Origin of the sequence: Novipirellula caenicola, from assembly GCF_039545035.1 — a bacterium.
Classification (GTDB): domain Bacteria; phylum Planctomycetota; class Planctomycetia; order Pirellulales; family Pirellulaceae; genus Novipirellula; species Novipirellula caenicola.
Window position 1 is genome coordinate 43493 of sequence record NZ_BAABRO010000029.1, and the last position, 20931, is coordinate 64423.

The following is a 20931-nucleotide window of genomic DNA, read 5'->3' on the forward strand; positions in this document are numbered from 1 at the left end:
CAAAACGAACGAGCTGCGGTGTAGTATCTATCGGTCAGTCGACCTCGGCTGGCCCAGTCATTTGTTCCGGATCGATGTTGGCTTTCTGTGTTTCACATTAAAATTTGCGGCGTTCTACTCAAGACGGACATCGATGCAGTCCATCGAGCGGGGGGCGACGCGGTAGGATTAAACTTTTTCCCCCCTAGCGTTCGCTATCTCGATCCCCAGTCCCCCAGCACCCGCGAACTATCCGCTCACGCCGCGCATCGCCTACTGTTCCGCGTCGGAGTCTTTGTCAATCAACCTGCGGACGCGATACGCGAGGTGATCGACCGAGTCGGACTCGACGCGATCCAGCTTCATGGCGACGAAATGGTTTCCGACGTCGCCGCTTGGGCCAATTTGGGGCTGCCGCTGATCCGAGCGGTAAAAATTCCTGGGGGCAAATTGACCGCAGCGGAAATCGAAGCCCGCGTCCGTCCCTGGATTGATGCCGGGTGCGAGGTTTTGCTCGATGCCGACGCAGGATCGGCACACGGAGGAATCGGCCGATCATTGGATTGGGACTCTCTCAGCGACTGGTCCGCGAAATTTGCCGCCGTCCGCTGGGTCTTAGCGGGCGGTTTGCAGCCCGAGAACGTAGCCGAGGCGATCCGCGTTTCGGGGGCTCGCCGCGTCGATGTCGCCAGTGGAGTCGAGTCACCACGAGGGCAAAAATCGGCCGCGCTGATTGCCGCGTTCTGCGAACAGGCGAGAAATGCTTGGGGCTGATTTGCCTTCTGCGATTTGAAACCCCCACTTTGCCCCGTGCGAAAACCAGACTTTCTGTTTATCATGCGGGCTTGCGTGCGGTTTAGATGACCTGCACCCACCCTGAGAGCCTAAGTGCGTTCGGGGGATTGCGAACCAGCGGGAGTCCCTGTGTTCGGTCCGCAACCCCTCTGACGCGCTTATTCCATCCCCTTTCCCAACATTGGAGTATGCCTGTGTCCCAAGTCGAAACCAACCGACTTCCTTACAAAGTCAAAGACATCAAGCTGGCTGAATTTGGCCGCAAAGAAATCCAGCTTGCCGAAAACGAAATGCCTGGTCTGATGGCACTTCGTGAAAAGTACGGCAAAACGAAGCCACTTTCGGGTGCTCGCATTGCGGGTTGCTTGCACATGACCATCCAAACGGCGGTTCTGATCGAAACGCTGGTCGAACTTGGTGCCGAGGTGACTTGGAGCAGCTGCAATATTTTCAGCACCCAAGATCACGCTGCTGCGGCGATTGCTGCCGCCGGTATCCCCGTTTACGCCTGGAAAGGCATGAACGAGCAAGAGTTCGAATGGTGCATCGAACAAACCCTGCATTTCCCGTCGGGCAAACCGATCAACATGATCCTGGACGACGGCGGTGACTTGACCGCCATGGTTCACGACAAGTTCCCTGAACTGCTGAGCGAAATTCGCGGCATCAGCGAAGAAACCACCGCCGGCGTGCATCGCTTGGAAGTCCTGAATCGTTCGGGCAAACTGCAAGTTCCTGCGATCAACGTCAACGACTCGGCCACCAAGAGCAAGTTCGACAATCTGTACGGTTGCCGTGAATCGCTCGCCGACGGCGTCAAACGAGCCACCGACGTGATGTTGGCGGGCAAGGTTGCCGTGGTTTGTGGCTACGGCGATGTCGGCAAGGGCTGTGCTCACTCGCTGCAACGTTACGGCTGCCGCGTGATCGTGACCGAAATCGATCCGATCAATGCACTGCAAGCCGCAATGGAAGGCTTCGAAGTCACCACGATGGAAGAAGCTTGCAAAGAAGGCAACCTGTACGTCACCACGACTGGCAACAAGGACATCATCCTTGGCAAGCACATGGTGGAAATGCCCGAAGACGCCATCCTTTGCAACATCGGTCACTTCGATACCGAAATCGACGTTGCTTGGTTGGAAGCCGAAGTGGCTGCCGGACGTGCGACCAAAGACGAAATCAAACCATCGGACATCGGTGCCGTTGATCGTTACAGCTTCAAAGAAAGCGGTCGCAGCATCCTGGTCCTCGCCAAAGGCCGCTTGGTTAACCTTGGCTGCGCCACCGGACATCCTAGCTTCGTGATGAGCACCTCGTTCACGAACCAAGTTTTGGCACAAATCGAATTGTGGACTAAACACGGCGAGTACGAAACCAAAGTCTACATGTTGCCCAAAGCACTTGACGAAGAAGTCGCACGATTGCACCTGGGCAAACTCGGTGTCAAGCTAACCACGCTGACGCCAGAGCAAGCTGAGTACATGGGCGTGCCTGTGGAAGGTCCTTACAAACCCGACCACTACCGCTACTAGGTCACCCGACCGCTGCGAAGATCAACATCGAACTCGGCCGTGTTCCTATCGGCCGAGTTTTTTTATGTCTCTGCGGTACGCAGCCGGCGTCTGGGGTAACCTGTTTGCGTGCGGTAACATCAACGCTACACGCCGTAGCGTCCGACGGCGTGTAGCGTTTTTGCAGCGGAACTCGTTGATGAAACGAAAGCATTGACGGCTTATTGATTTAATCCAAATGCAAATCGCAACGGTGAGCCGTGGGCCGTAAGGCACCGGGTCGTGCGTGGGACCCGGCCGCTGACGCGTCGCGGCTCAATAAATCAACAAGCCGTTGACGACTTCCGCTACGCTAGATTAGCACCAACGGCACCCGAAGAAATGTTTCACAGCGTTGCGCCGCAGCGGCGGCGGACGGATGTTTCCCCCGATCTGTTTTCCTCTTCAAACGCGAGTCACACGATGCCACAAATCGCTCCTTTTGCTGCCCTGCGTTACAACCTGGACCACATCGGTTCGCTCTCGGACGTGATCGCGCCTCCCTACGACGTGATCGATCCACAATTGCAAGACCAGCTCTACAAGAAACATGCTGCCAATGTGATCCGCATCATTCTAAATCGCACCGAACCAGGCGATTCAGAGGACGACAAGTACGAACGGGCCGCCAAGTTCGTCAGCCAGTGGAAGAGCGAAGGGGTTTTGAAACAAGACGAAGTCCCTTCCTATTACGTGTACCATCAAGAGTTCACGATTGACGGCCATCAATACACCCGGCGTGGCTTTATGGCACGGGTTCGCATCGAGCCCTTTGGCGAAGGCAACATCTACCCGCACGAAGAAACCCACCCCAAGGCAAAGGTCGACCGACTGAAACTGACCCAAGCCACCAAGCAAAACAATAGCCAAATCTTTGGTCTGTACCCTGATCCTGAAAACGCGATCATCACGCTGCTTGATGAAGCGACCACCGCGATCACGCCGATCGAAACCGTGGATCATCTCGGGGTCAAACACCAGCTCTGGCCCGTTTCGGATCCGAACGTGATTGCGAAAGTCAGCGAGCTGATGCAGGACAAACCAATGTTTGTTGCCGATGGTCACCATCGCTACGAAACCGCAGCAAACTATCGCGATCTGGTCAGCAAGGAACTCGGATCACTCCCCAGCGATCATCCCGCCAACTTTGTGATGACCATGTTGGTAGGCATGAGCGATCCAGGGATGATTGTATTGCCCACCCACCGACTGCTGCGCGGGACCGAGCGATTTTCGTCTGCCGAAATCATGGCACGACTTGCCGGCAGCTTTGACTGCGAGATCGTCGCCGGTGGGCTCGATGCCGCCAACACCGTGTGGTCCAACATGGAATCGGCGGACGACCAAGGGCTGATCGGATTGTACGCCTGCAACGATGACACCTGGGTGTTATGCAAAGCAAATCCGGGAGCCGCTGCGAAAATGGAGACACTCGCGGCCAATCAAAGCAAAGATTGGCGAGAACTTGGCGTCAGCCTGCTGCACCGTCTCGTGATCGACGAACTGCTTCAATCCAAAGGCCACCCCAAACCAACCTACGTTCACGATGCCGACGAATTGGTCGCTGCGATGCGAGGCGAAGGCAGCCAAGCGGAAAGCGATAGCGACGAACCCTATACGCTGGCGGCGCTGGTAATGCCAGCAAAACTGAGTCACGTCGAAGCAATCAGCCTGCACAAAGAGCGAATGCCCGCTAAAAGCACCTACTTCTACCCCAAACTGCTCAGCGGACTGACATTCAACCCACTTTGCTAATCGCAAACCCTATAGAGTCTGCCTGAGCACCCTAAACGCCCTGCAAGGGCGGCATCACCAACGCTTCGGGCGCACCATCGCGAACACCCCCGCAATGCGCTAGTGAGCCGATTGCGACCGTGTGGCGGGCATGAGGGCAGACCTTGAAAAACTAGGCAACCAGAGCTGACTCTGCCGGTTGCAGCGACTAGCCCGACTAGGCATGATTGTACGGTCTGGGAGAACAACTTTGTATTCGCGTCTTCCCAAGAGAAACCCACAAGTCCACGACTACTTAGGAAAGAAACCAATGAAACGACTTTCAATTGCGATTTGCGCTGTTGCTCTATCGAGCATGCTGGTTCCAAGCATCGCACAAGCAGGCCTTTTCGGCTGCAAGCACAAGAACGACTGCTGCGAAGTGGCCCCCGTTTGCGAACCTGTCTGCGAAGCAGAACCGGTATGCTGCGAGCCAGCTCCTGTTTGCGAACCCGCCCCAGTTTGCTGCGAGCCAGCACCTGTATGCGAGCCAGCTCCTGTTTGCTGCCCCGCTCCTCCAGTGGAAGTAACTTGGTGTGTCATCGATCCACGCACATGCTGCCCTGTTGAAGTCACCGCATGCGTTCCCGCCGAATGTGCTGGACAAGTTCCAACCTTGGTCAACTGCCGCAAGGGATTCTTGCACCGCAGCATTTTGACCTACAAGTTCGAGTGCTGCGGCCACTGCGTCGACGTGGTTGTCACCAAGCACGGTCGTGCAATCGTCCGCGGCTAATTCCCGCCACGGCAGGAATTTGAACACGCGAAACACCACCCAGCTCGTTTCGCCGCCCAAACAAAGAGTCGAACCGCCACCGGTTCGGCTCTTTTTTTTTTGCGACTCCTTCCTAAGGCCCCAAAAGGTGCATGGCACCAATCGCTATGGCACCAATCGCTCAAAGATGGCTGGTACCTAATTTCCAGCATCGATATCCTTAATATCCCTGTCATCCCCAGGGGCGGAAACGACTTGACCGCATTTTGCAACGGGAACGAAAGTTGCTTGCCCTGTCTCGCTATCGGTCTCGCTATCGACGGAGCGTCCAATGACAACACTACGCTGCACGTGCGGGCAGACATTTAAGGCCAAACCAGAACTGGCTGGCCAGATCATCACAACGCCTTGTTGCAACACGCGCGTCCGCGTCCCTGCACGCCAGAACGCTCCTGCTGCAACCCCCACGGACCGCATTAACGTCAAATGCAGTTGTGGGCAAATGCTGGCGGTTGCCCGCCCTAAAGGGCCGGTCGAAGTGACGTGCCCGTCCTGCAAGAAGCGTCTGCGTCTGGGCGGGACTGCAACAACGCCTCGAACTCAACCGCCCCCTGAAAACGACAATGTATTCGGCGATCTTCCACCCGCTGGAACACCCCAAGGCTGGACTCCACCAGCGGCACCGCAGGCTCGTCCACCGTCAAGCAGCTTTGCCACAGCACCGCAGCGGACAAAAAGCAATCCGCAGAAGCGATTGCCAAGACTTGGGGTCCTCGAAGATGGTTTCGGGACGCCGATCCTGATCGTTGCCGCCCTCACGTTCTTAGGCATCTTTGTCACGCTGGGAGTCTATTTACTCAGTCAAGCAAGCGACAATATGGCCTTGGCCGCGGCCTCGGAAGACTGGCAGCCAACCGAGGGCAAGATCTTAGAATCCGGATTTACCGTTCGCGGTATCCAAAAGCGGAAACAGGCTGCCACCACGCATGTTCGCTACGAATACAAAGTTGACAATGCCACCTATACCGGAACGACGCTGTCGTTCGAGAAGCAGGATTCGTTCTCGCCTGCGGTGGCCGAAGCAAAGCTGCAGCCGTATCCACCCGGGGCCGATTGCACGGTCTACTACGATCCCCAATCCCCGTCAAACAGCGTGCTAATCAAAGGGGTGCAAAGCAGCAATCAACTCTATTTTTGGTTAGGGCTTGCTTCGATCTTGTGCGGGGTCGTGATGGCGATCGACTGCGGTCTCGGTGCCATCAATGCTCACCGCTTTCCGCCTCCCAAGGTTCCCCTATTCTAAATTTTGGGCACCCCAAATTGGCGTCTTCGATTTGCAACTGGACACTCCACGTGATGGCCTGCGGAGTTTAAGATAGGGGGGTGGGAAGACAATCACCCTGTTCGCCCTCGCGTTTTCTCCTTCCCTTCCAAATCCTGCCTTTCCGCAATAGACGCACACTGTGAACGACTTGGGCGACAAGAATTGGCGAATCCGCGTCGACAACGAGACGCTGGGTCCGTTTTCGGAAGTCGAGATGCGTCATTGGCTGGCAGAGCATCGCGGCAAGAAAGCCGAGGTTCAGCAGGGCCGCAGTGATTGGTACCCGTCTTCGGTGATCTTGCAACGGTTCAAGGAACTGGCACGGACCGGAATCTACCTGCGGGTCAACGGCCAAGTCGAAGGCCCATTCACTCGCCCGCGTTTTGTCCAACGCATGGAACAACTTGGCAACGCCGAGGTGGATGCCAAAGAGGGCAATGACGGATTCTGGGTTTCCGCAAAAGTCATCTTGCGTGAACTCAACCCCAGCCCCATCGTGGTTCCGCAGCGGAGCACCCCGCAGACCAAATCACCGTCGCCTTCACCGACCACCCCGCCGCCGACAGCCACGCCGCCGACAATCACGCCGCCAAAAACGCCAAACGAATCCCAGCGTCCGGCGACCTCCGCTGCCCCCAAAACCTCCGAACCGGCTGCCGAAAACGCACTGACTCCGGTTCGCGCCCATTGCCCGGTGTGCAAAGCGACGCTGCAGATCCCGGCCAACCAATTGGGAAAACCCATTCGCTGCGCGTCCTGTAAAAAACAGATCCGCGTGGTGGGCAAATCGAGCAGCACCGACGCTCCGGCACACCCCACCCCACGTAAAACCACGAATCCAGCAGACGAAGTGGTGACACTTGGAGACGACGATTTCGCCGCGTCGATTCCGGTGCCGACAGTGTCATCGCCATCGGTGCCATCGGTATTCGCGCCACTGGAAAACGTCACTCCGTCCCGTCCGGTTGCCACCCCACGGCCTTACACGCCACCGCAACCTCGCCCCGCTCCCAACCCCTACGTATCGCCAGGGCCTTCGCACACACCTTACTACGCCGGAGCCCAGTATCACACGGCGCCGCCTCACCCAGCGCTATACATCATCCCGGGTGCGCTGATCGCAATTTTCTCACTCGGGATGCTCGCGCTGTCGTGCTTTGGGATTGTGCTTCACATCATAGCGACCACGCAAAGGGACGCCGAGAACTACAGGATGGCAATGACGACGATCAACATCGGGCTTTCGCTGGTGTGGGTGATCGTCTACGGAATGATGATGGTTGGCGCAGGCCACATGATCTTCCGTCGCAATCTAGTCCTCGCAAGAACGTCAGCTATCTTAGCCGCAATCCCTTGCATCGGATTTCCGTTCGGCTGTCTGCTGTTTCCCGTCGGGGTGATGAGCTGCGTCGTCGTGTTTATGAACGACGCCAAACGTGCGTTCCGGTCCTAGCCCAGGATCTCTTCGAAGCAGCCGACGAACATGCGACGGACCAGTCGATCACTCGCCGCGATTGGCGGACGCTGCAACGTCCGGGGCTAGTTCAAAATGGACTTGACGTCCGCCATGATCGCTTCGACATCGATCTCGTTAGTGGCGTACGTCCGCGCCGAGACGACTTGGCTATCGCTAGCAACAACAATGGTGACCGGAGCCTCGGCGGACAATCGATAATTCAGCGGTCCTGTTTCAGATTCCTTTGCCACGACAAACGGAATGTGCTTGGCCGCCGTTTCTTTAGCCAACTCGTTCGCGGAATCCTTTAACTTGCCTGCATCTTCGCCAAGCAGCGTGACAAAGCTGCTGAGGTGCGAAGCTTCGTTTTCCGCCACGGCGGCATCAAGTTTCTGGACCAACTTAGCCAGCTTGCCATCGGTTTGTCGTGCAAACACGATCACCATCGGCCGTGATCCATAACGGCAGCGATAACAAATCTCTTGCTCGACATCGACTCCGTCCTCTTCGGCACCCGCGATTTTGGTGACGTAGAAAACGCCGATCGGATCTCCTTGCTTGAGCCCCCCATCGCGAGAAGCATCGGCAGCAAATGCGTTTGACAGCGACGCCGCAAACAACAGAACCGAACAGATAAGCAAACGCGACATTGAACTTTCTCCGAGATAGAGAATTTGAATTTTAGATTTCAATTGGAATTAGGAAGGATCGCAGCAACGGAATCGCTGCGAATAACGTGTCCCCGCAACGCAATCCGGGGCAAACCACCGAGCTATCAAGCTATCGAGCTGTCCTTGGAAAACCGAGCAACCAACCGCGAGGACTCAAGCCCACGGTTTTCCACTTAGCAATGACCGACGAAACCGGACTCCCGCCGCAACGCGGCGACCGCCACCGAGCTGACGCAAAGGGGTGGATAGCCAGCCGGCCAAGTGCTTCGTGGCGCCACGAACGGCGCCCCGTCACTCGCCCCCATTATTGCCACGTCCGATACCCGTCACACCCCTAAGTGGTGCCAAATCTTGGTTTCTACCCGCATTCGACAGGACCAACACCAAAACGGACATTGGCGATTTTAGAGACTTGATTGTTTGTTCTCCCGCATTTTATGCGACAATGACGCCGTTTTAGTGCCAACGAGCTTGAGATTAATGGGGCCGCGTTTTGATAGCGACGAACCTTGATCGGTCGTGGGCGACGAAAACCGCATCGACGAACTGGCCGATTGCGCTCTAGTGAAGCTGGCAGGCCACTTATAAATTAGAAGGCATGGACCCAACTGTGACCCAATTGAGCGATGATCAAGCTCATCGCATCTCCAAAGCGATCGCGGACCCTCAGCGATTTGCGATTCTGACCTGCATCGCCAGCGAACAAGAAATCGCCTGCAAATCGCTTGTGGACGAGTTCCCAATCACGCAAGCCACGATCTCGCACCACCTAAAAGAACTGGTTGCAGCCGAATTGATTTGTTCACGCCGGCAGGGGCAGATGGCGATCCTGTCGTGCCGCCGCGACATTTGCGAGAGCTACACTCGGTATTTGGCAGAGCATCTGGTGAAACCGCAACGGAACCCGCTCGCCTCGGCAGCCAGTCCGACGCTTCCCAAATAGCCGCACCGCCGCCGGCATTTTCCTGTGTGCCGAGTCAATTCCCGCAAAACCACCCAACGTTGAAATCGGTCGTCATGAGCTCGAAGCCCCCACGTGCCCAGTGCCTGGTCAGCTTTGGCAGCAACCTTGGCGACCGGGACACGGTGATTGCCGAAGCGGCGCGGAAGGTAACGGCGTCGGCGATGGTGGAAAACTTTACCGCCAGCCGACTGTTTGAAACGCCACCGATTGGCGGCCCCTCGGGCCAGGAACCCTTTCTGAATGCCGTTGCCGCGTTTGAAACGACTCACTCGGCACGCGACATCCTGAAATTGCTGCAGTCGATCGAAAACGAACTTGGACGCCAGCGGCGGCGGCGCTGGGATGCCCGATCGATCGATTTGGACGTGGTCCTGCATGGCAACTTGGTCGGGGGCAGTGCGGCACTGATCGTCCCCCACCCTCGCTACACCGCGCGACAATTCGTGCTGCAACCGGCCTGTGATGTCGCAGCCCACTACCGCGACCCCCGATTTGGATGGACGCTTGGCGAATTGAGTGCGCATTTATCCGCAGGCAATGCCTCGCTGGCATTGGTCGGAGCCGACGAGTCGATCCGGCAAGAACTTTGCGACCGACTGAGCTCCGAACATGGGATCCGCACCTTCGCCGCCACGCAGCCGACTCAATCCGGCGCGGCACTGGACGAGGCGATCTCGGGACGCTGGACAAGTAGACACCGAGCCGAGAACACGTCCGCGGAAGGCCCTGGATCGGAATCACGCTCACGCCCGGGCAGCGAAGCGTCGACCTCAGCGGATGCATCCGCTGGACGGGGCGAGCCGATCGTGGTCCGCCCCGACGAGCCTTGGGTGTCCGCCTACGTCCCCCCGCTACCAGTCCCCCCATTGCCAGATTCCCCATTGCCAACTGCCCCGTTGCCGACCGGGCCTCGCGCCGAAGCAGCGGGCAGCGACGCGACCATTCCGCGATTGGTCGCACGGATGCAGTGGGCCACGGCCGACACACGTTGGCCGGCCCCCCATCAAATGTGGCCATCGGGAGGTCGTTGGCCTGAATACCGACTGGAGATCGACAACCTCGACTGGGCGGTCACCGAAATCGCCTCGGCCTTGGTTTCGATGCGATGCCCGGTCCGCCCGCTGTCGGCGGATCGACATTGGTGGCAATGAGCCGCATTGACGCTCTCACCCACCTAAGGACGCTTCAGTGCGAAGCCGGCACCCCAAAGCGGCAGCGACGGTCGGGCTGGCGGATCCTCGACGTTACCCTCGTCCATCTTGCTCACCACAGGGCCTTCGGCACGCTCGCGTCCTAACTTTTCGGATCCGCTGGATGATGACGGCAGATCCCCGCTCTTTTCGTGCGACACAATGTCGCTTTGTTGCTGGCTGGTATTGCCTTGGTGCATGTTCGCACACAATACTGTCTCGCTCTCGCTGTATGATTACGGCGATTCTCTGAACCACTCGGTGTCCAATTTCTCTATCCCTGCGAATACTGGTCGCGTTTTCACGCGCGGCGACCATCAATTATGCAACGGTTTCTCTTTCCACGCTGGGTCAATCGTTTTCTTATGGTTCTGGCTGCTGCCATCGTTGGAGGCGGCATTTATGCCGGTGCCATGGGCGGGCTGATCACCGATCCAAAGACGCTGAATATTGGCTACCAACCTGAACAACCGGTCCCGTTTAGCCATGCGATTCACGCGGGCCAACTGAAGATGGATTGTCGCTATTGCCACAACACCGTCTTCGAGTCGGCTCACGCTGCAGTCCCACCGACGGCCACTTGTATCAATTGTCACAGTCCTGCGAATGACCAAGGCGTTACCGCATTGGCAGCCGTACGAACAGAAAGCGACAAGCTAAAGCCGATCCACAAGAGCTGGGAAACGGGCCGCAGTATGGCTTGGAAACGAGTCCACAACCTGCCCGAATTCGTCTACTTTAACCACGCGGCCCACGTCAATTCAGGCGTCAGTTGCAAGAGTTGCCACGGCCGAATCGACCAAATGGACGTGGTTTCCCAGCACGAAGAATTGTCGATGGCATGGTGTATCACCTGTCACCGAAACCCTGATCCCCATTTGCGTCCCAAAGAATTCGTGACCAAGCTCGACTGGGAGCCGCCAGCGGATTGGGACCAAGAAGCGTTCGCCAAGCAGAAGCGTGATCCTGAAGGCGAGAACATCAACCCACAGGTCCATTGTGCGGTTTGTCACCGTTAGTTCCGCATCGCTCGGGTGTGCTCGCGACAAGGTGACCATGGTTCCCGCGTCCAAATCGCCCAACCGCTGCTGAAACTCGTTTTTTACAGATAATTTCGTATCGCCTAATCGCAAATCTTTGCAATGACCTCCATCCACTCACCACGTAAATCCAACAACGGTTCGCGAATGCTTGTTGACCTGCCCCAGGCCGGTGTTTCGCAAGAATCCAACCTAGCTGCGGTTGGCCCAGCGGCGCGCGATTCGGCCCCTCGTGACTCCGCCAATCAGGATGGGTTTGGCGGATCCTCGGCATCGCCACGCACACGTTACTGGCGAAGTCTGTCGGAGATGCAGGACAGCCAGGACTTTCAACAGTTCATCGATCGCGAATTCCCGATCGCCGCTTCGGAGTACCCCGAAGGCGTTTCGCGACGTCGATGGATGCAATTGATGGGTGCATCGTTGGCGGTTGCCGGCGTCGGCGGATGCCGTTACTCCGAAGAGTCGATCGCTCCGTTTGTGATTCGTCCCGAAGGCCGATTGCCCGGCGAATCGTACAGCCGCGCGACCAACTTTGAACTTGCTGGCCGCGTCTACAACCTGCTGATCAGCTGCGTTGATGGTCGTCCGCTGAAGATCGAACCCAACACCGAACATCCCTCGGGCACCGGTACCGACGTCTTCTCGCAAGCTTCGATCCTCGGTTTGTACGACCCCGATCGTGCTCGTGGCGACGAAAGCTTCCTGGTTCGCAAAGGCCCCAAGCGACGCGAAAACGCAACCTGGGAAGATTTCCAACCGTACGGCCAAGGCGTGATTCGCGCCGCCGCTGCGAACAACAACGGTGCAGGGTTGGCTGTGTTGATGCCGCCCACTTCGTCGCCATCGCTCGTCCGCATGTTGTCGGCATTAAAGAAGAAATGCCCATCGGCAACGCTCGTTCGCTATGACGGTGTTCATGGCACCGCGATGCGGGACGCCACCAAGACTGTCTTTGGCAAACCAGCCAAACAGGTCCTCGATCTTTCGGACGCCAAGGTCATTTTGACACTGCAAGCGGACATCCTCGGAAACGATCCGAGCATGATCTCCAACGCTCGCACCTTCGCCAAGAATCGCGACCCGATCGAAGGCGAAATGAGCCGACTGTACGTCGTCGAAGGCGGATACACATCCACCGGCGTGATGGCCGATTCGCGATTGGCACTACGTCCAAGCCAAATGCCTGCGTTCTTGAGTGAATTAGGCCGCCGCGTTGAAAAACTGGCTGCTGGTGAATCGCACACGCACGCCGAAGAAACCAAAGCCTACGACGAATTGACTCATCCCGAGCGACTCGAGCGATTCCTCGATGTGCTTTCGCATGACATTGCCGAAGCCGGCGATGGCGCCGTCGTGGTCGTTGGCGAGCATCTTGGTGCCGAAGCGATCGCCGCCGGCATTGCCCTGAACAAGAAATTGGGTTCGCTTGGCAAGATCCAAAAATTTGCCGCCGAAGTGGACGGCGAACTCGCCGACACGACCTCGCTTGGCGATTTGGTCGACAAGATCAACGAAGGCGGAATTGAGTCGCTGTTGATCCTGGGTGGCAACCCGGTCGCGACCGCACCTGGCGACGTGGATCTGCTAACCGCGATCGGCAAGGTCGAAAACACGATCTATCTTGGCGAATACGACGACGAAACTGGCGTGGCCTGTGCGTGGTCACTGCCGCTGGCTCATCCGCTCGAATCGTGGGGCGATGTGGTCAACAACGAAGGGTTCTATGGCGTTTGCCAACCTCAGATCCTGCCGCTTTTGGGCGGTCGTGCCGCGATCGAAGTCCTTGCATCGATGTTGGGCGAGAAAGAGATCGAAGGTTCGGAAATTGTTCGCCGCACCGCTGATGGCATCTCTGGCTCGGCACTCAGCTCTCGCCAATGGCGTGGCTTGCTGCACGACGGCTTCGCAAACGAGCTAACACTCAGCGAAGAGCTCAGCGCCAACGTCCAAGACAAACCGTTGACCGACGCTGCTCCCGTGGCGATCTCGGTGGACGAGCTGGACAACGACGATTTTGAAGTCCTGTTTGTTCCGGCCGATGGAATCTATGACGGTCGCTTTGCCAACAATGGCTGGTTGCAAGAATTGCCTCAAGCCCTGACCAAGTTGACTTGGGACAACGCCGCACTGATCAGCCCGTCGACCGCGAAAAAGCTTGGCGTTCACCACGGACTGATGATCGCACTGAACCAAGGCGATGGCATGATCGAAATGCCGGTTTACGAATTGCCGGGCTGTGCACCAGGCGTCGTGACCGTGGCAATTGGCTATGGCCGCAAACGAGCGGGCATGGTCGGTGGATTCACCGAAGAGGACGTCGACGCCGTCGGAACCGATGTTTCGCCGCTGCGAACGAGCGATCAGATGTTGACCTCTTACAAGGTCGCAGCTCGCCCACGATTCAACGAATACGAATTGGCGACCACCCAGGACCACTGGGCAATTGACGAACGTGGCCGCGAAGAAACCGAGCGACGCAGTTTCTCGCTGATCCGCGAAGGCACCGTCCAACTACTCGATAAAGTGCCCGAGTTTGCCGAAGTCCGCGGCCCTCACGTCCCCAAGGTGGGCAAAGAAGGCAGCGGATCGATGTGGCAAGAACCGATCCAAAAGATCGAAATGGAAAAGCCGTTCCTGCCTCAATGGGGCATGGCAATCGACTTGTCCAAGTGCATCGGCTGTAACGCGTGCGTGGTCGCTTGCCAAAGCGAAAACAACGTGCCGATTGTGGGCAAGGAACAAGTCAGCAACAGTCGCGAAATGCACTGGTTGCGAGTGGACCGCTACTTCCAAGGCGACGAAGAAAACGCCGACGTGGTCCAACAACCTGTCGCGTGCATGCACTGTGAAACCGCTCCATGCGAACAGGTTTGTCCGGTCGCGGCCACCGTCCACACCGACGAAGGCCTTAACGCGATGGCTTACAACCGCTGTATCGGTACACGTTACTGTGCCAACAACTGCCCGTTCAAAGTACGACGCTTCAACTACTTTAACTACAACAAAGAAGTCGGCGTGGGCTACGGTATCGATGCTTACCCAAGCTCGATCGAATCCGCCAACCGTCAACTCCAAGCCTTGGTGCTCAACCCCGAGGTGACCGTTCGCGGCCGTGGGGTGATGGAAAAGTGCACCTACTGTGTGCAGCGAATCGAAGGGGCCAAGATCAACGCCCGCAAAGATGGTGGCCGCCCGGTTGCCGATGGCGAAATCGTCACCGCGTGCCAATCGGCATGCCCGACGCGTGCGATCGAGTTTGGTAATGTTGGCGACCCCGATTCGAAGGTCTCCAAGAAACACGCCGACGTTCGCAGCTACGGAATGCTTGGTCAATTGAACATCAAACCACGCACCGAATACTTGGCACGCGTTCGCAATCCTCACGTTCGCTTGATGACCCGCAATCAGTTGGTCGATTTGGCCGAGATGCAGTCGCCGCATCATGGCCACAGTGACCACGAGGATCACGCTGAAGGCGACCACCATGATTCGGATCATGCCGCCGACGCAAAACACGATGATCATCACGACGAAGCACATGGTCACGATGACGAAAAGTAAAACTTCGATTGGCTAAGCGATCCGCGGGCGTCTCGACCCCGTCGCGAGCGACTTAGCCAAACGTCCTGTTATCACTCTTTAAATCCCTAACTCGATACCCCTTTCAAACCATGTCCCTTGCCATCCCAAACGGATTGGACAATACCGTCGAACGACCTGGCGAGCGCGCTCCGCTCGTGCTCGGCGATACGACCTATCACGATATTACCGAAACGGTATGCCGAGTTGCTGAGACCAAGCCAAGCAAAGGCTGGGTGATCGGTTTCTTGATCGCATTCGCGCTGCTGCAGTGGCTCGGAATTTGTATCGCTTACCTCTTCTACACCGGTGTCGGTGTGTGGGGTAACCGGTCTCCGATTTTCTGGGGTTGGCCGATCGTTAACTTCGTTTTCTGGGTCGGTATTGGTCACGCGGGAACGCTGATTAGTGCGATTTTGTTCCTGTTCCGCCAAGAATGGCGAACCAGTATCAACCGCGCTGCCGAGGCGATGACGATTTTCGCGGTGGCTTGTGCGGGAACGTTCCCTGGGATTCACGTGGGACGTGCATGGTTGGCGTTCTGGTTGGCTCCGTATCCTAGTTTGAACCTGTGGATGTGGCCTCAATTCCGCAGTCCGCTGCTATGGGACGTGTTCGCGGTCAGCACCTACGGAACGGTTTCGCTGTTGTTCTGGTACATGGGGATGGTTCCCGACTTGGCGACCTTCCGTGACCGTTCGAAAAACAAATATCGCCGCATGGCCTACGGCATCCTTTCACTTGGATGGACCGGATCCTCACGGCACTGGATCCGCTACGAAAAGGCCTATGCGTTGCTTGCGGCGTTCGCTGCACCGCTGGTTCTTTCGGTTCATACGATCGTTTCGTTTGACTTTGCGGTTTCGCAAGTTCCGGGTTGGCATACGACGATTTTCCCACCGTACTTTGTGGCCGGGGCGATCTTCAGCGGTTTCGCGATGGTGTTGACGTTGATGGTTCCCGCACGAAGCATGCTGGGGCTCGAGAAACTGATCACGATTCGGCACTTGGACAATATGTGCAAGATCATCTTGGCGACCGGTTCGATCGTCGGTTTGGCGTACGGCACCGAGTTCTTCATCGCTTGGTACGGTCAAGTTCCGGACGAGCAATACGCGTTCATCAACCGTGCCTTCGGCCCTTATTGGTGGGCTTATTGGACGATGATTACATGTAACGTGATCAGCCCGCAGTTGTTCTGGGTCAAAAAGTTCCGCACCACGCCATGGATCATCGTGTTGATCACGATCTTCGTGAACATCGGGATGTGGTTCGAACGATTTGTGATTGTGGTCACCAGTTTGTCACGCGATTATCTGCCAAGTGCGTGGGCGTACTTCTCGCCAACGTGGGTCGACTGGTCGATGCTGATCGGTTCGTTCGGTTTGTTCTTCACGTTGTTCTTGCTGTTCTGCAAATTGATGCCTGTGATCAACATGGCGGAAACCAAGTCGACGCTGGCGAAGCAGTACCACATGGCTCATAACGAGCCAACGACGCCGACCGAGCACTAGAAAATATCCAATCGCAGACGATTACGTGTCTGCGGATCATTCGAAACAGACTTCATTCATCATCGATAGCGAATGTCAGACGGTAAGCATGTCAGACGATAAAAACGAAAAGAAGATTCACGGGATTGTCGCCGAGTACACATCGGTCGATACGCTACTAGCCGCATGTCGGCGAGTACGTGATGCCGGCTACACCAAAACCGACGCTTACACCCCCTTTGCGGTTCACGGAATCGACAAGGCGTTGGGGATCAAGCCGACCGTTTTGCCATGGTTGGCGTTAGCCGGTGGATTGACCGGGACCTGCACCGCATTGACGATGCAGATCTGGATGAATGGTCTTAACTATCCCTACATCATCTCGGGCAAACCGTTCGTTTTGTCGTTGCCGGCATTCATTCCGGTGGCGTTCGAGTTGACGATTCTGTTTGCGTCGTTCTGCACGTTCTTTGGCATGTGGGCACTGAACGGGTTGCCACGATTCAGCAATCCGATCTTCACCGACCCGCGTTTTGACCGCGTCACCGACGATCGCTTCTTCCTGTACATCGATTCCAAAGACAAGAGCTTTGACGCCAAGGGTGTCGAGAAACTGTTGGGCGAAACGGGCACCGAATACATCAATTCGGTCGTTGACGATGATTCGCCGACTACGATCCCGAAATTCCTGATTGTCGGTCTTTGCGTCTTGATCGGCTTGTCGATCATCCCCGCGTTGATCGTCGCCAAGATGCGGGTGACCACCAGCAGCCAGCCGCGATTCCACATCTTCCCCGATATGGATTTTTCGCCCGCTCGTGATGCCCAGCAAACCACCACGCTGTTCGCCGACAACCGTGCGATGCGGCCTGATGTTCCCGGCACCGTGGCACGTGGACAAATGGATGCGGACCTGAACTTTTTGACCGGTATCGACATGGACAAATTCGCCCAAGTCGATTCGGATCGAGCCGAGCAATTGGTGCGAACCTACCTGACGCCGCTCGCGGCCGAAGGCGAAGAGCCCACAGCCGGTGCGGCAGCGTCGAACGAGAAAAGCGTGATGGAAACCACCCCGTGGCTCGAGCAAAACCCGCTCGAGATTTCCGATGCGGTCGTTCGCCAAGGCCAACAACAATTCAACATCTATTGCTCGGTATGTCACGGCATGGATGGACGCGGCAACGGTTTGGTCAACCAACGAGCCCAAAAGATCATGGCTGCGACCTGGGTCCCACCCTCCTCGCTGCACCAAGACGTGTTGTACGCCGACCAATACCCCGACGGCAAACTGTTCAACACGATCAGCAACGGGATTCGCAAGATGCCCGGTTACGCGGGCCAGATCAAAGCCAAAGACCGCTGGGCCATCGTCACCTACGTGCGAGCTCTGCAGAAGAGCCAAAACGCATCGATGGACCTCGTGCCTGCAAGCGAGAAATCCAAAGTCGAGAAGCAAAAGAACCAAGTCGACAAGGCGTTGGCCGAGGCTGCCGAAGCAGAACGCAAAAAAGAAGAAGAGCGAGCCGCCAAAGCCGCAGCTCAAAAATAGTTTGGTCGTCTCGTCGATCGAACGCTTGAGGCCCTTGTGACCTCGCCCCCTCTGAACATTTTCAACTCATTTCAATCCTATTGCTGAACTACAGATGTCCAAGCACGCTCCGGCCATCAAACCGGCTGACGACCCAGCCTTCAAATTGCCTGCCTCCCTGTCGGCTCTCAGCCTGCCGCTTTGTATCGGCGGTGTCCTGGTGCTGATCGTAGGCTGGTTGATTGCCACCTACGGCGTCGACCAACCCAAGTTCGGCATGTCGGCCTACTTTGCCGCGTTCATGTACTGCTTGACGCTAGTGCTGGGATCACTGTTCTTTGTGATGATCCAACACTTGGTGCGAGCGGGATGGAGCGCCGTGCTGCGACGGATTGCCGAGTTGGTGATGATCATGATCGTGCCGATGGCGGTCTTGTTCCTGCCGATCGTGGTCACCTTGTGGACGAGCGACGCAGCACTTTATCGCTGGGACAGCCCCACCTTTGCTCAAGACAACCATCTCGACCCCGAGATGTGGGCCAACAAAACCATGTGGCTTTCGCAGGACTGGTTCACCGTCCGCGCCTGCATCTACTTTGCAATCTGGATTGGTTTGGCGGTTTACTACTTCCGCGGTAGCGTGGAACAGGACGAAACCGGCGAACGCGCCGCGACCGACCGCATGCAGTTCTGGAGCGGCCCCGCCGTGATGCTGTACTGCGGCAGCATGACGTTTGCGATGTTCGACTGGGTCATGAGCCTGGCGCCGATGTGGTTCTCAACGATGTTCGGCGTCTACCTGTTCGCCGGGTCGATCTTGTCCGCCCACTGTATCCTAGCCGTGGGTGCCTACTTGCTACAGCAAGCCGGCGCGATGCGAGACGAAGTCACGGTCGAGCACTACCATGACCTGGGCAAACTGATCTTCGGCTTCGTCACGTTTTGGACCTACATCTCGTTTAGCCAGTACCTGCTGATTTGGTATGCGAATATCCCCGAAGAGACGGAGTGGTTGTACCATCGCCAATTGGGAACCTGGGGCACCTTGTCGCTGGCTTTGGTTTTTTTGCACTGGATGTTGCCATTTCTCGGTACGATGAGCATGTATGTTCGCCGTCGCCCGCGATGGATCTTTTTCTGGGCATTTTACGTCCTGGTCATGCACTACATTGACATTTACTGGATGGTGATGCCCGAAGCCCATGCCGGCGTTCCCGGGGCACACGGCTCGGCCGGTGGTGTGCTGGGTGTGATCGCGAGCGTGCTGTGCGTATTGGGAATGGTCGCCCTGATGGTCGGCTTGATTCTTCGCGTCGCCAGCCAAACACGGATCGTTGCGGTTCGCGACCCACGATTGGCTGAATCGATCGCCTTTGAAAACATTTAGTCGGCGGATCCAAGCACGTCCCGACGTCCCCCTTTTTACACGCATTCAACGCTCGAAACAGATTTAGAATAGTTATGGCCCAATACGATGACTTAAATGTGAGCCGCATTTTCACTGTCGGAGTGATCTCGGTGGTCGTTACTGCGGTTACCGCTTTGGCGGTCCAAGTGTTTTACTTTTCGATCTCGCAGTGGCACTTGGAAGCCAAAAGCGCGATGGGCAGCTATCAACGTCAAAACGAAGTGCTCAGCCAACAAGCCGAACGCATTTCGGTTTACGGAGTCGACGAGGAAACCGGAAAAATCACGATCCCCATCGACAAGGCCATTGAACTCGTAGTGGCAGAAAGCAAGAACGAAAAGAAATCGAAAGACGAAGACAAAAAAGCATCGAATGAGCAAGTTGATCCAAGCAAAGCGTAGGTTTGCCAGCCGCCAAATGGCAGCTAGCAAGCCGCGAGCCGCCAACACCATCACCGTGATGATGCTGTGGTTGGTCGGTTTGTGCGCTACCGCCTCCGTGGCAACGGCCCAGGACGGCGGGGTGCGCGAAGGCGCTCCGGTCACGAACAACTTGCTGCCGCTGGAAGCCCGCGGGATCACCGTTGAACAAAAACTAGGCGACATCGTCCCGCTGAATTTGCCGCTGGTCGATTCGCTTGGACGCAAAACCAAAACCGGATACTACATCGATAGCAAACGACCGACGATCATCACGCTGAACTACAGCAATTGCCCGATGCTGTGCAACGTCCAGCTGAATCGTTTGGCCGATTCGCTTAACAAACTCGACCTTAAAGTCGGTGAAGACTTTCAAATTTTGACCGTCAGCATCGACCCCAAAGAAACAACCGAGCGAGTTCGGGAAACCAAACAGAAGTACATCGATCAACTCACGAATCATCCCAAAGCCGCCGATGGCTGGGAGTTTTGTACTGCAAAACAACCCGTGATCACCAAATTGGCCGATGTGCTTGGTTTTCGTTACCGATACGACGCTCGAAGCAAAGAATACAACCATCCCGCGATGCTCGCGTTCATCTCGCCTGAAGGCGTGATCTCGCGTTATTCGCTGGCAATCGACTTTCCTACCGATCAACTGAAACTCGCACTTGTCGAAGCGGGTGAAGGAACGGTGGGATCGCCAGTGGACCAATTTATCCAGTGGTGTTACAGCTACGATCCTGATTCCAACAGTTACACCTGGCATGCCTGGCGACTGATGCGACTCGGCGGAGCTGCGATGATTGGATTGATGCTTGCCTGCTTGGCGCCGTATTGGCTGGGCCGCAAGGGAGGCGTCGCCATTGTCGACGAAAAAGCCGCCGCAACGATGACCGATGTCGGCCGCGATGGCTCAAGCGTCAAGAACGACTCAAGCGTAAAAAACGAAACGTAACCTCGATCGCAAGCGATCCATCGCACGCAACCGAGACTTGCCGGAAGTGAAAACGACCACCCCGGCTTGAACCCAAATTT

At 56.6% G+C, this 20931-nt stretch carries 16 protein-coding genes; 14 read left to right on the top strand and 2 right to left on the bottom strand.

The window, feature by feature from the left end; genetic code table 11:
• Positions 1-87 precede the first annotated feature (87 nt).
• The 5 genes from ABEA92_RS29425 to ABEA92_RS29445 all read left to right on the top strand — a co-directional run bounded on the left by ABEA92_RS29425 (position 88) and on the right by ABEA92_RS29445 (position 7592).
• Complete coding sequence (locus tag ABEA92_RS29425) at positions 88-753, top strand: phosphoribosylanthranilate isomerase (protein ID WP_345689118.1); 666 nt, start codon at positions 88-90, stop codon at positions 751-753.
• 215 nt (positions 754-968) lie between these two features.
• A complete protein-coding gene (ahcY, locus tag ABEA92_RS29430) occupies positions 969-2309 on the top strand; it encodes an adenosylhomocysteinase (protein ID WP_425572522.1) in 1341 nt (446 codons plus the stop codon).
• Positions 2310-2669: 360 nt separating this feature from the next.
• The gene (locus ABEA92_RS29435) at positions 2670-4082 is read left to right on the top strand and encodes a DUF1015 domain-containing protein (protein WP_345689122.1); all 1413 of its coding nucleotides are present in this window, start codon (positions 2670-2672) and stop codon (positions 4080-4082) included.
• Positions 4083-5317: 1235 nt separating this feature from the next.
• Positions 5318-6118: a DUF3592 domain-containing protein gene (locus ABEA92_RS29440; protein ID WP_345689124.1), complete on the top strand. Its 801-nt coding sequence runs from the start codon at positions 5318-5320 to the stop codon at positions 6116-6118.
• A gap of 160 nt (positions 6119-6278) precedes the next feature.
• Entirely contained in the window at positions 6279-7592 is a 1314-nt protein-coding gene (locus ABEA92_RS29445) for a hypothetical protein (RefSeq protein WP_345689126.1), read from the top strand.
• Between the two features lie 86 nt (positions 7593-7678).
• On the opposite strand, the gene ABEA92_RS29450 is transcribed toward ABEA92_RS29445, so the two are convergent.
• A complete protein-coding gene (locus tag ABEA92_RS29450) occupies positions 7679-8245 on the bottom strand; it encodes a hypothetical protein (RefSeq protein ID WP_345689128.1) in 567 nt (188 codons plus the stop codon).
• 619 nt (positions 8246-8864) lie between these two features.
• Between ABEA92_RS29450 and ABEA92_RS29455 the strand changes: the two genes are divergently transcribed.
• Positions 8865-9209 carry an ArsR/SmtB family transcription factor gene (locus ABEA92_RS29455; protein ID WP_345689130.1) on the top strand — a complete coding sequence of 115 codons (345 nt, stop codon included), beginning with the start codon at positions 8865-8867 and terminating at the stop codon, positions 9207-9209.
• 74 nt (positions 9210-9283) lie between these two features.
• Positions 9284-10381 (top strand): 2-amino-4-hydroxy-6-hydroxymethyldihydropteridine diphosphokinase, encoded by a 1098-nt coding sequence (gene folK / locus ABEA92_RS29460; protein ID WP_345689132.1) that lies wholly within the window; start codon positions 9284-9286, stop codon positions 10379-10381.
• Between the two features lie 23 nt (positions 10382-10404).
• Here folK and ABEA92_RS29465 read toward each other — a convergent pair whose 3' ends face one another.
• Positions 10405-10620 carry a hypothetical protein gene (locus ABEA92_RS29465; RefSeq protein ID WP_345689134.1) on the bottom strand — a complete coding sequence of 72 codons (216 nt, stop codon included), beginning with the start codon at positions 10618-10620 and terminating at the stop codon, positions 10405-10407.
• 123 nt (positions 10621-10743) lie between these two features.
• On the opposite strand from ABEA92_RS29465, the gene ABEA92_RS29470 reads away from it, so the two are divergent.
• The 7 genes from ABEA92_RS29470 to ABEA92_RS29500 all read left to right on the top strand — a co-directional run bounded on the left by ABEA92_RS29470 (position 10744) and on the right by ABEA92_RS29500 (position 20851).
• Positions 10744-11439 carry a cytochrome c3 family protein gene (locus tag ABEA92_RS29470; protein ID WP_345689136.1) on the top strand — a complete coding sequence of 232 codons (696 nt, stop codon included), beginning with the start codon at positions 10744-10746 and terminating at the stop codon, positions 11437-11439.
• Positions 11440-11562: 123 nt separating this feature from the next.
• Positions 11563-15024 carry a TAT-variant-translocated molybdopterin oxidoreductase gene (locus ABEA92_RS29475; RefSeq protein ID WP_345689138.1) on the top strand — a complete coding sequence of 1154 codons (3462 nt, stop codon included), beginning with the start codon at positions 11563-11565 and terminating at the stop codon, positions 15022-15024.
• A 110-nt stretch (positions 15025-15134) separates the two neighbouring features.
• A complete protein-coding gene (gene nrfD, locus ABEA92_RS29480; RefSeq protein ID WP_345689140.1) occupies positions 15135-16556 on the top strand; it encodes an NrfD/PsrC family molybdoenzyme membrane anchor subunit in 1422 nt (473 codons plus the stop codon).
• Positions 16557-16644: 88 nt separating this feature from the next.
• Positions 16645-18087 carry a quinol:electron acceptor oxidoreductase subunit ActD gene (locus ABEA92_RS29485; RefSeq protein ID WP_345689142.1) on the top strand — a complete coding sequence of 481 codons (1443 nt, stop codon included), beginning with the start codon at positions 16645-16647 and terminating at the stop codon, positions 18085-18087.
• A gap of 94 nt (positions 18088-18181) precedes the next feature.
• Positions 18182-19453, top strand: coding sequence for a hypothetical protein (locus tag ABEA92_RS29490; protein WP_345689144.1), 1272 nt, complete (start codon positions 18182-18184; stop codon positions 19451-19453).
• Between the two features lie 74 nt (positions 19454-19527).
• Complete coding sequence (locus ABEA92_RS29495; protein ID WP_345689146.1) at positions 19528-19875, top strand: hypothetical protein; 348 nt, start codon at positions 19528-19530, stop codon at positions 19873-19875.
• Entirely contained in the window at positions 19847-20851 is a 1005-nt protein-coding gene (locus ABEA92_RS29500) for an SCO family protein (protein WP_345689148.1), read from the top strand. The genes ABEA92_RS29495 and ABEA92_RS29500 overlap by 29 nt, the downstream gene beginning before the upstream one ends.
• The last annotated feature ends 80 nt before the right edge of the window (positions 20852-20931 follow it).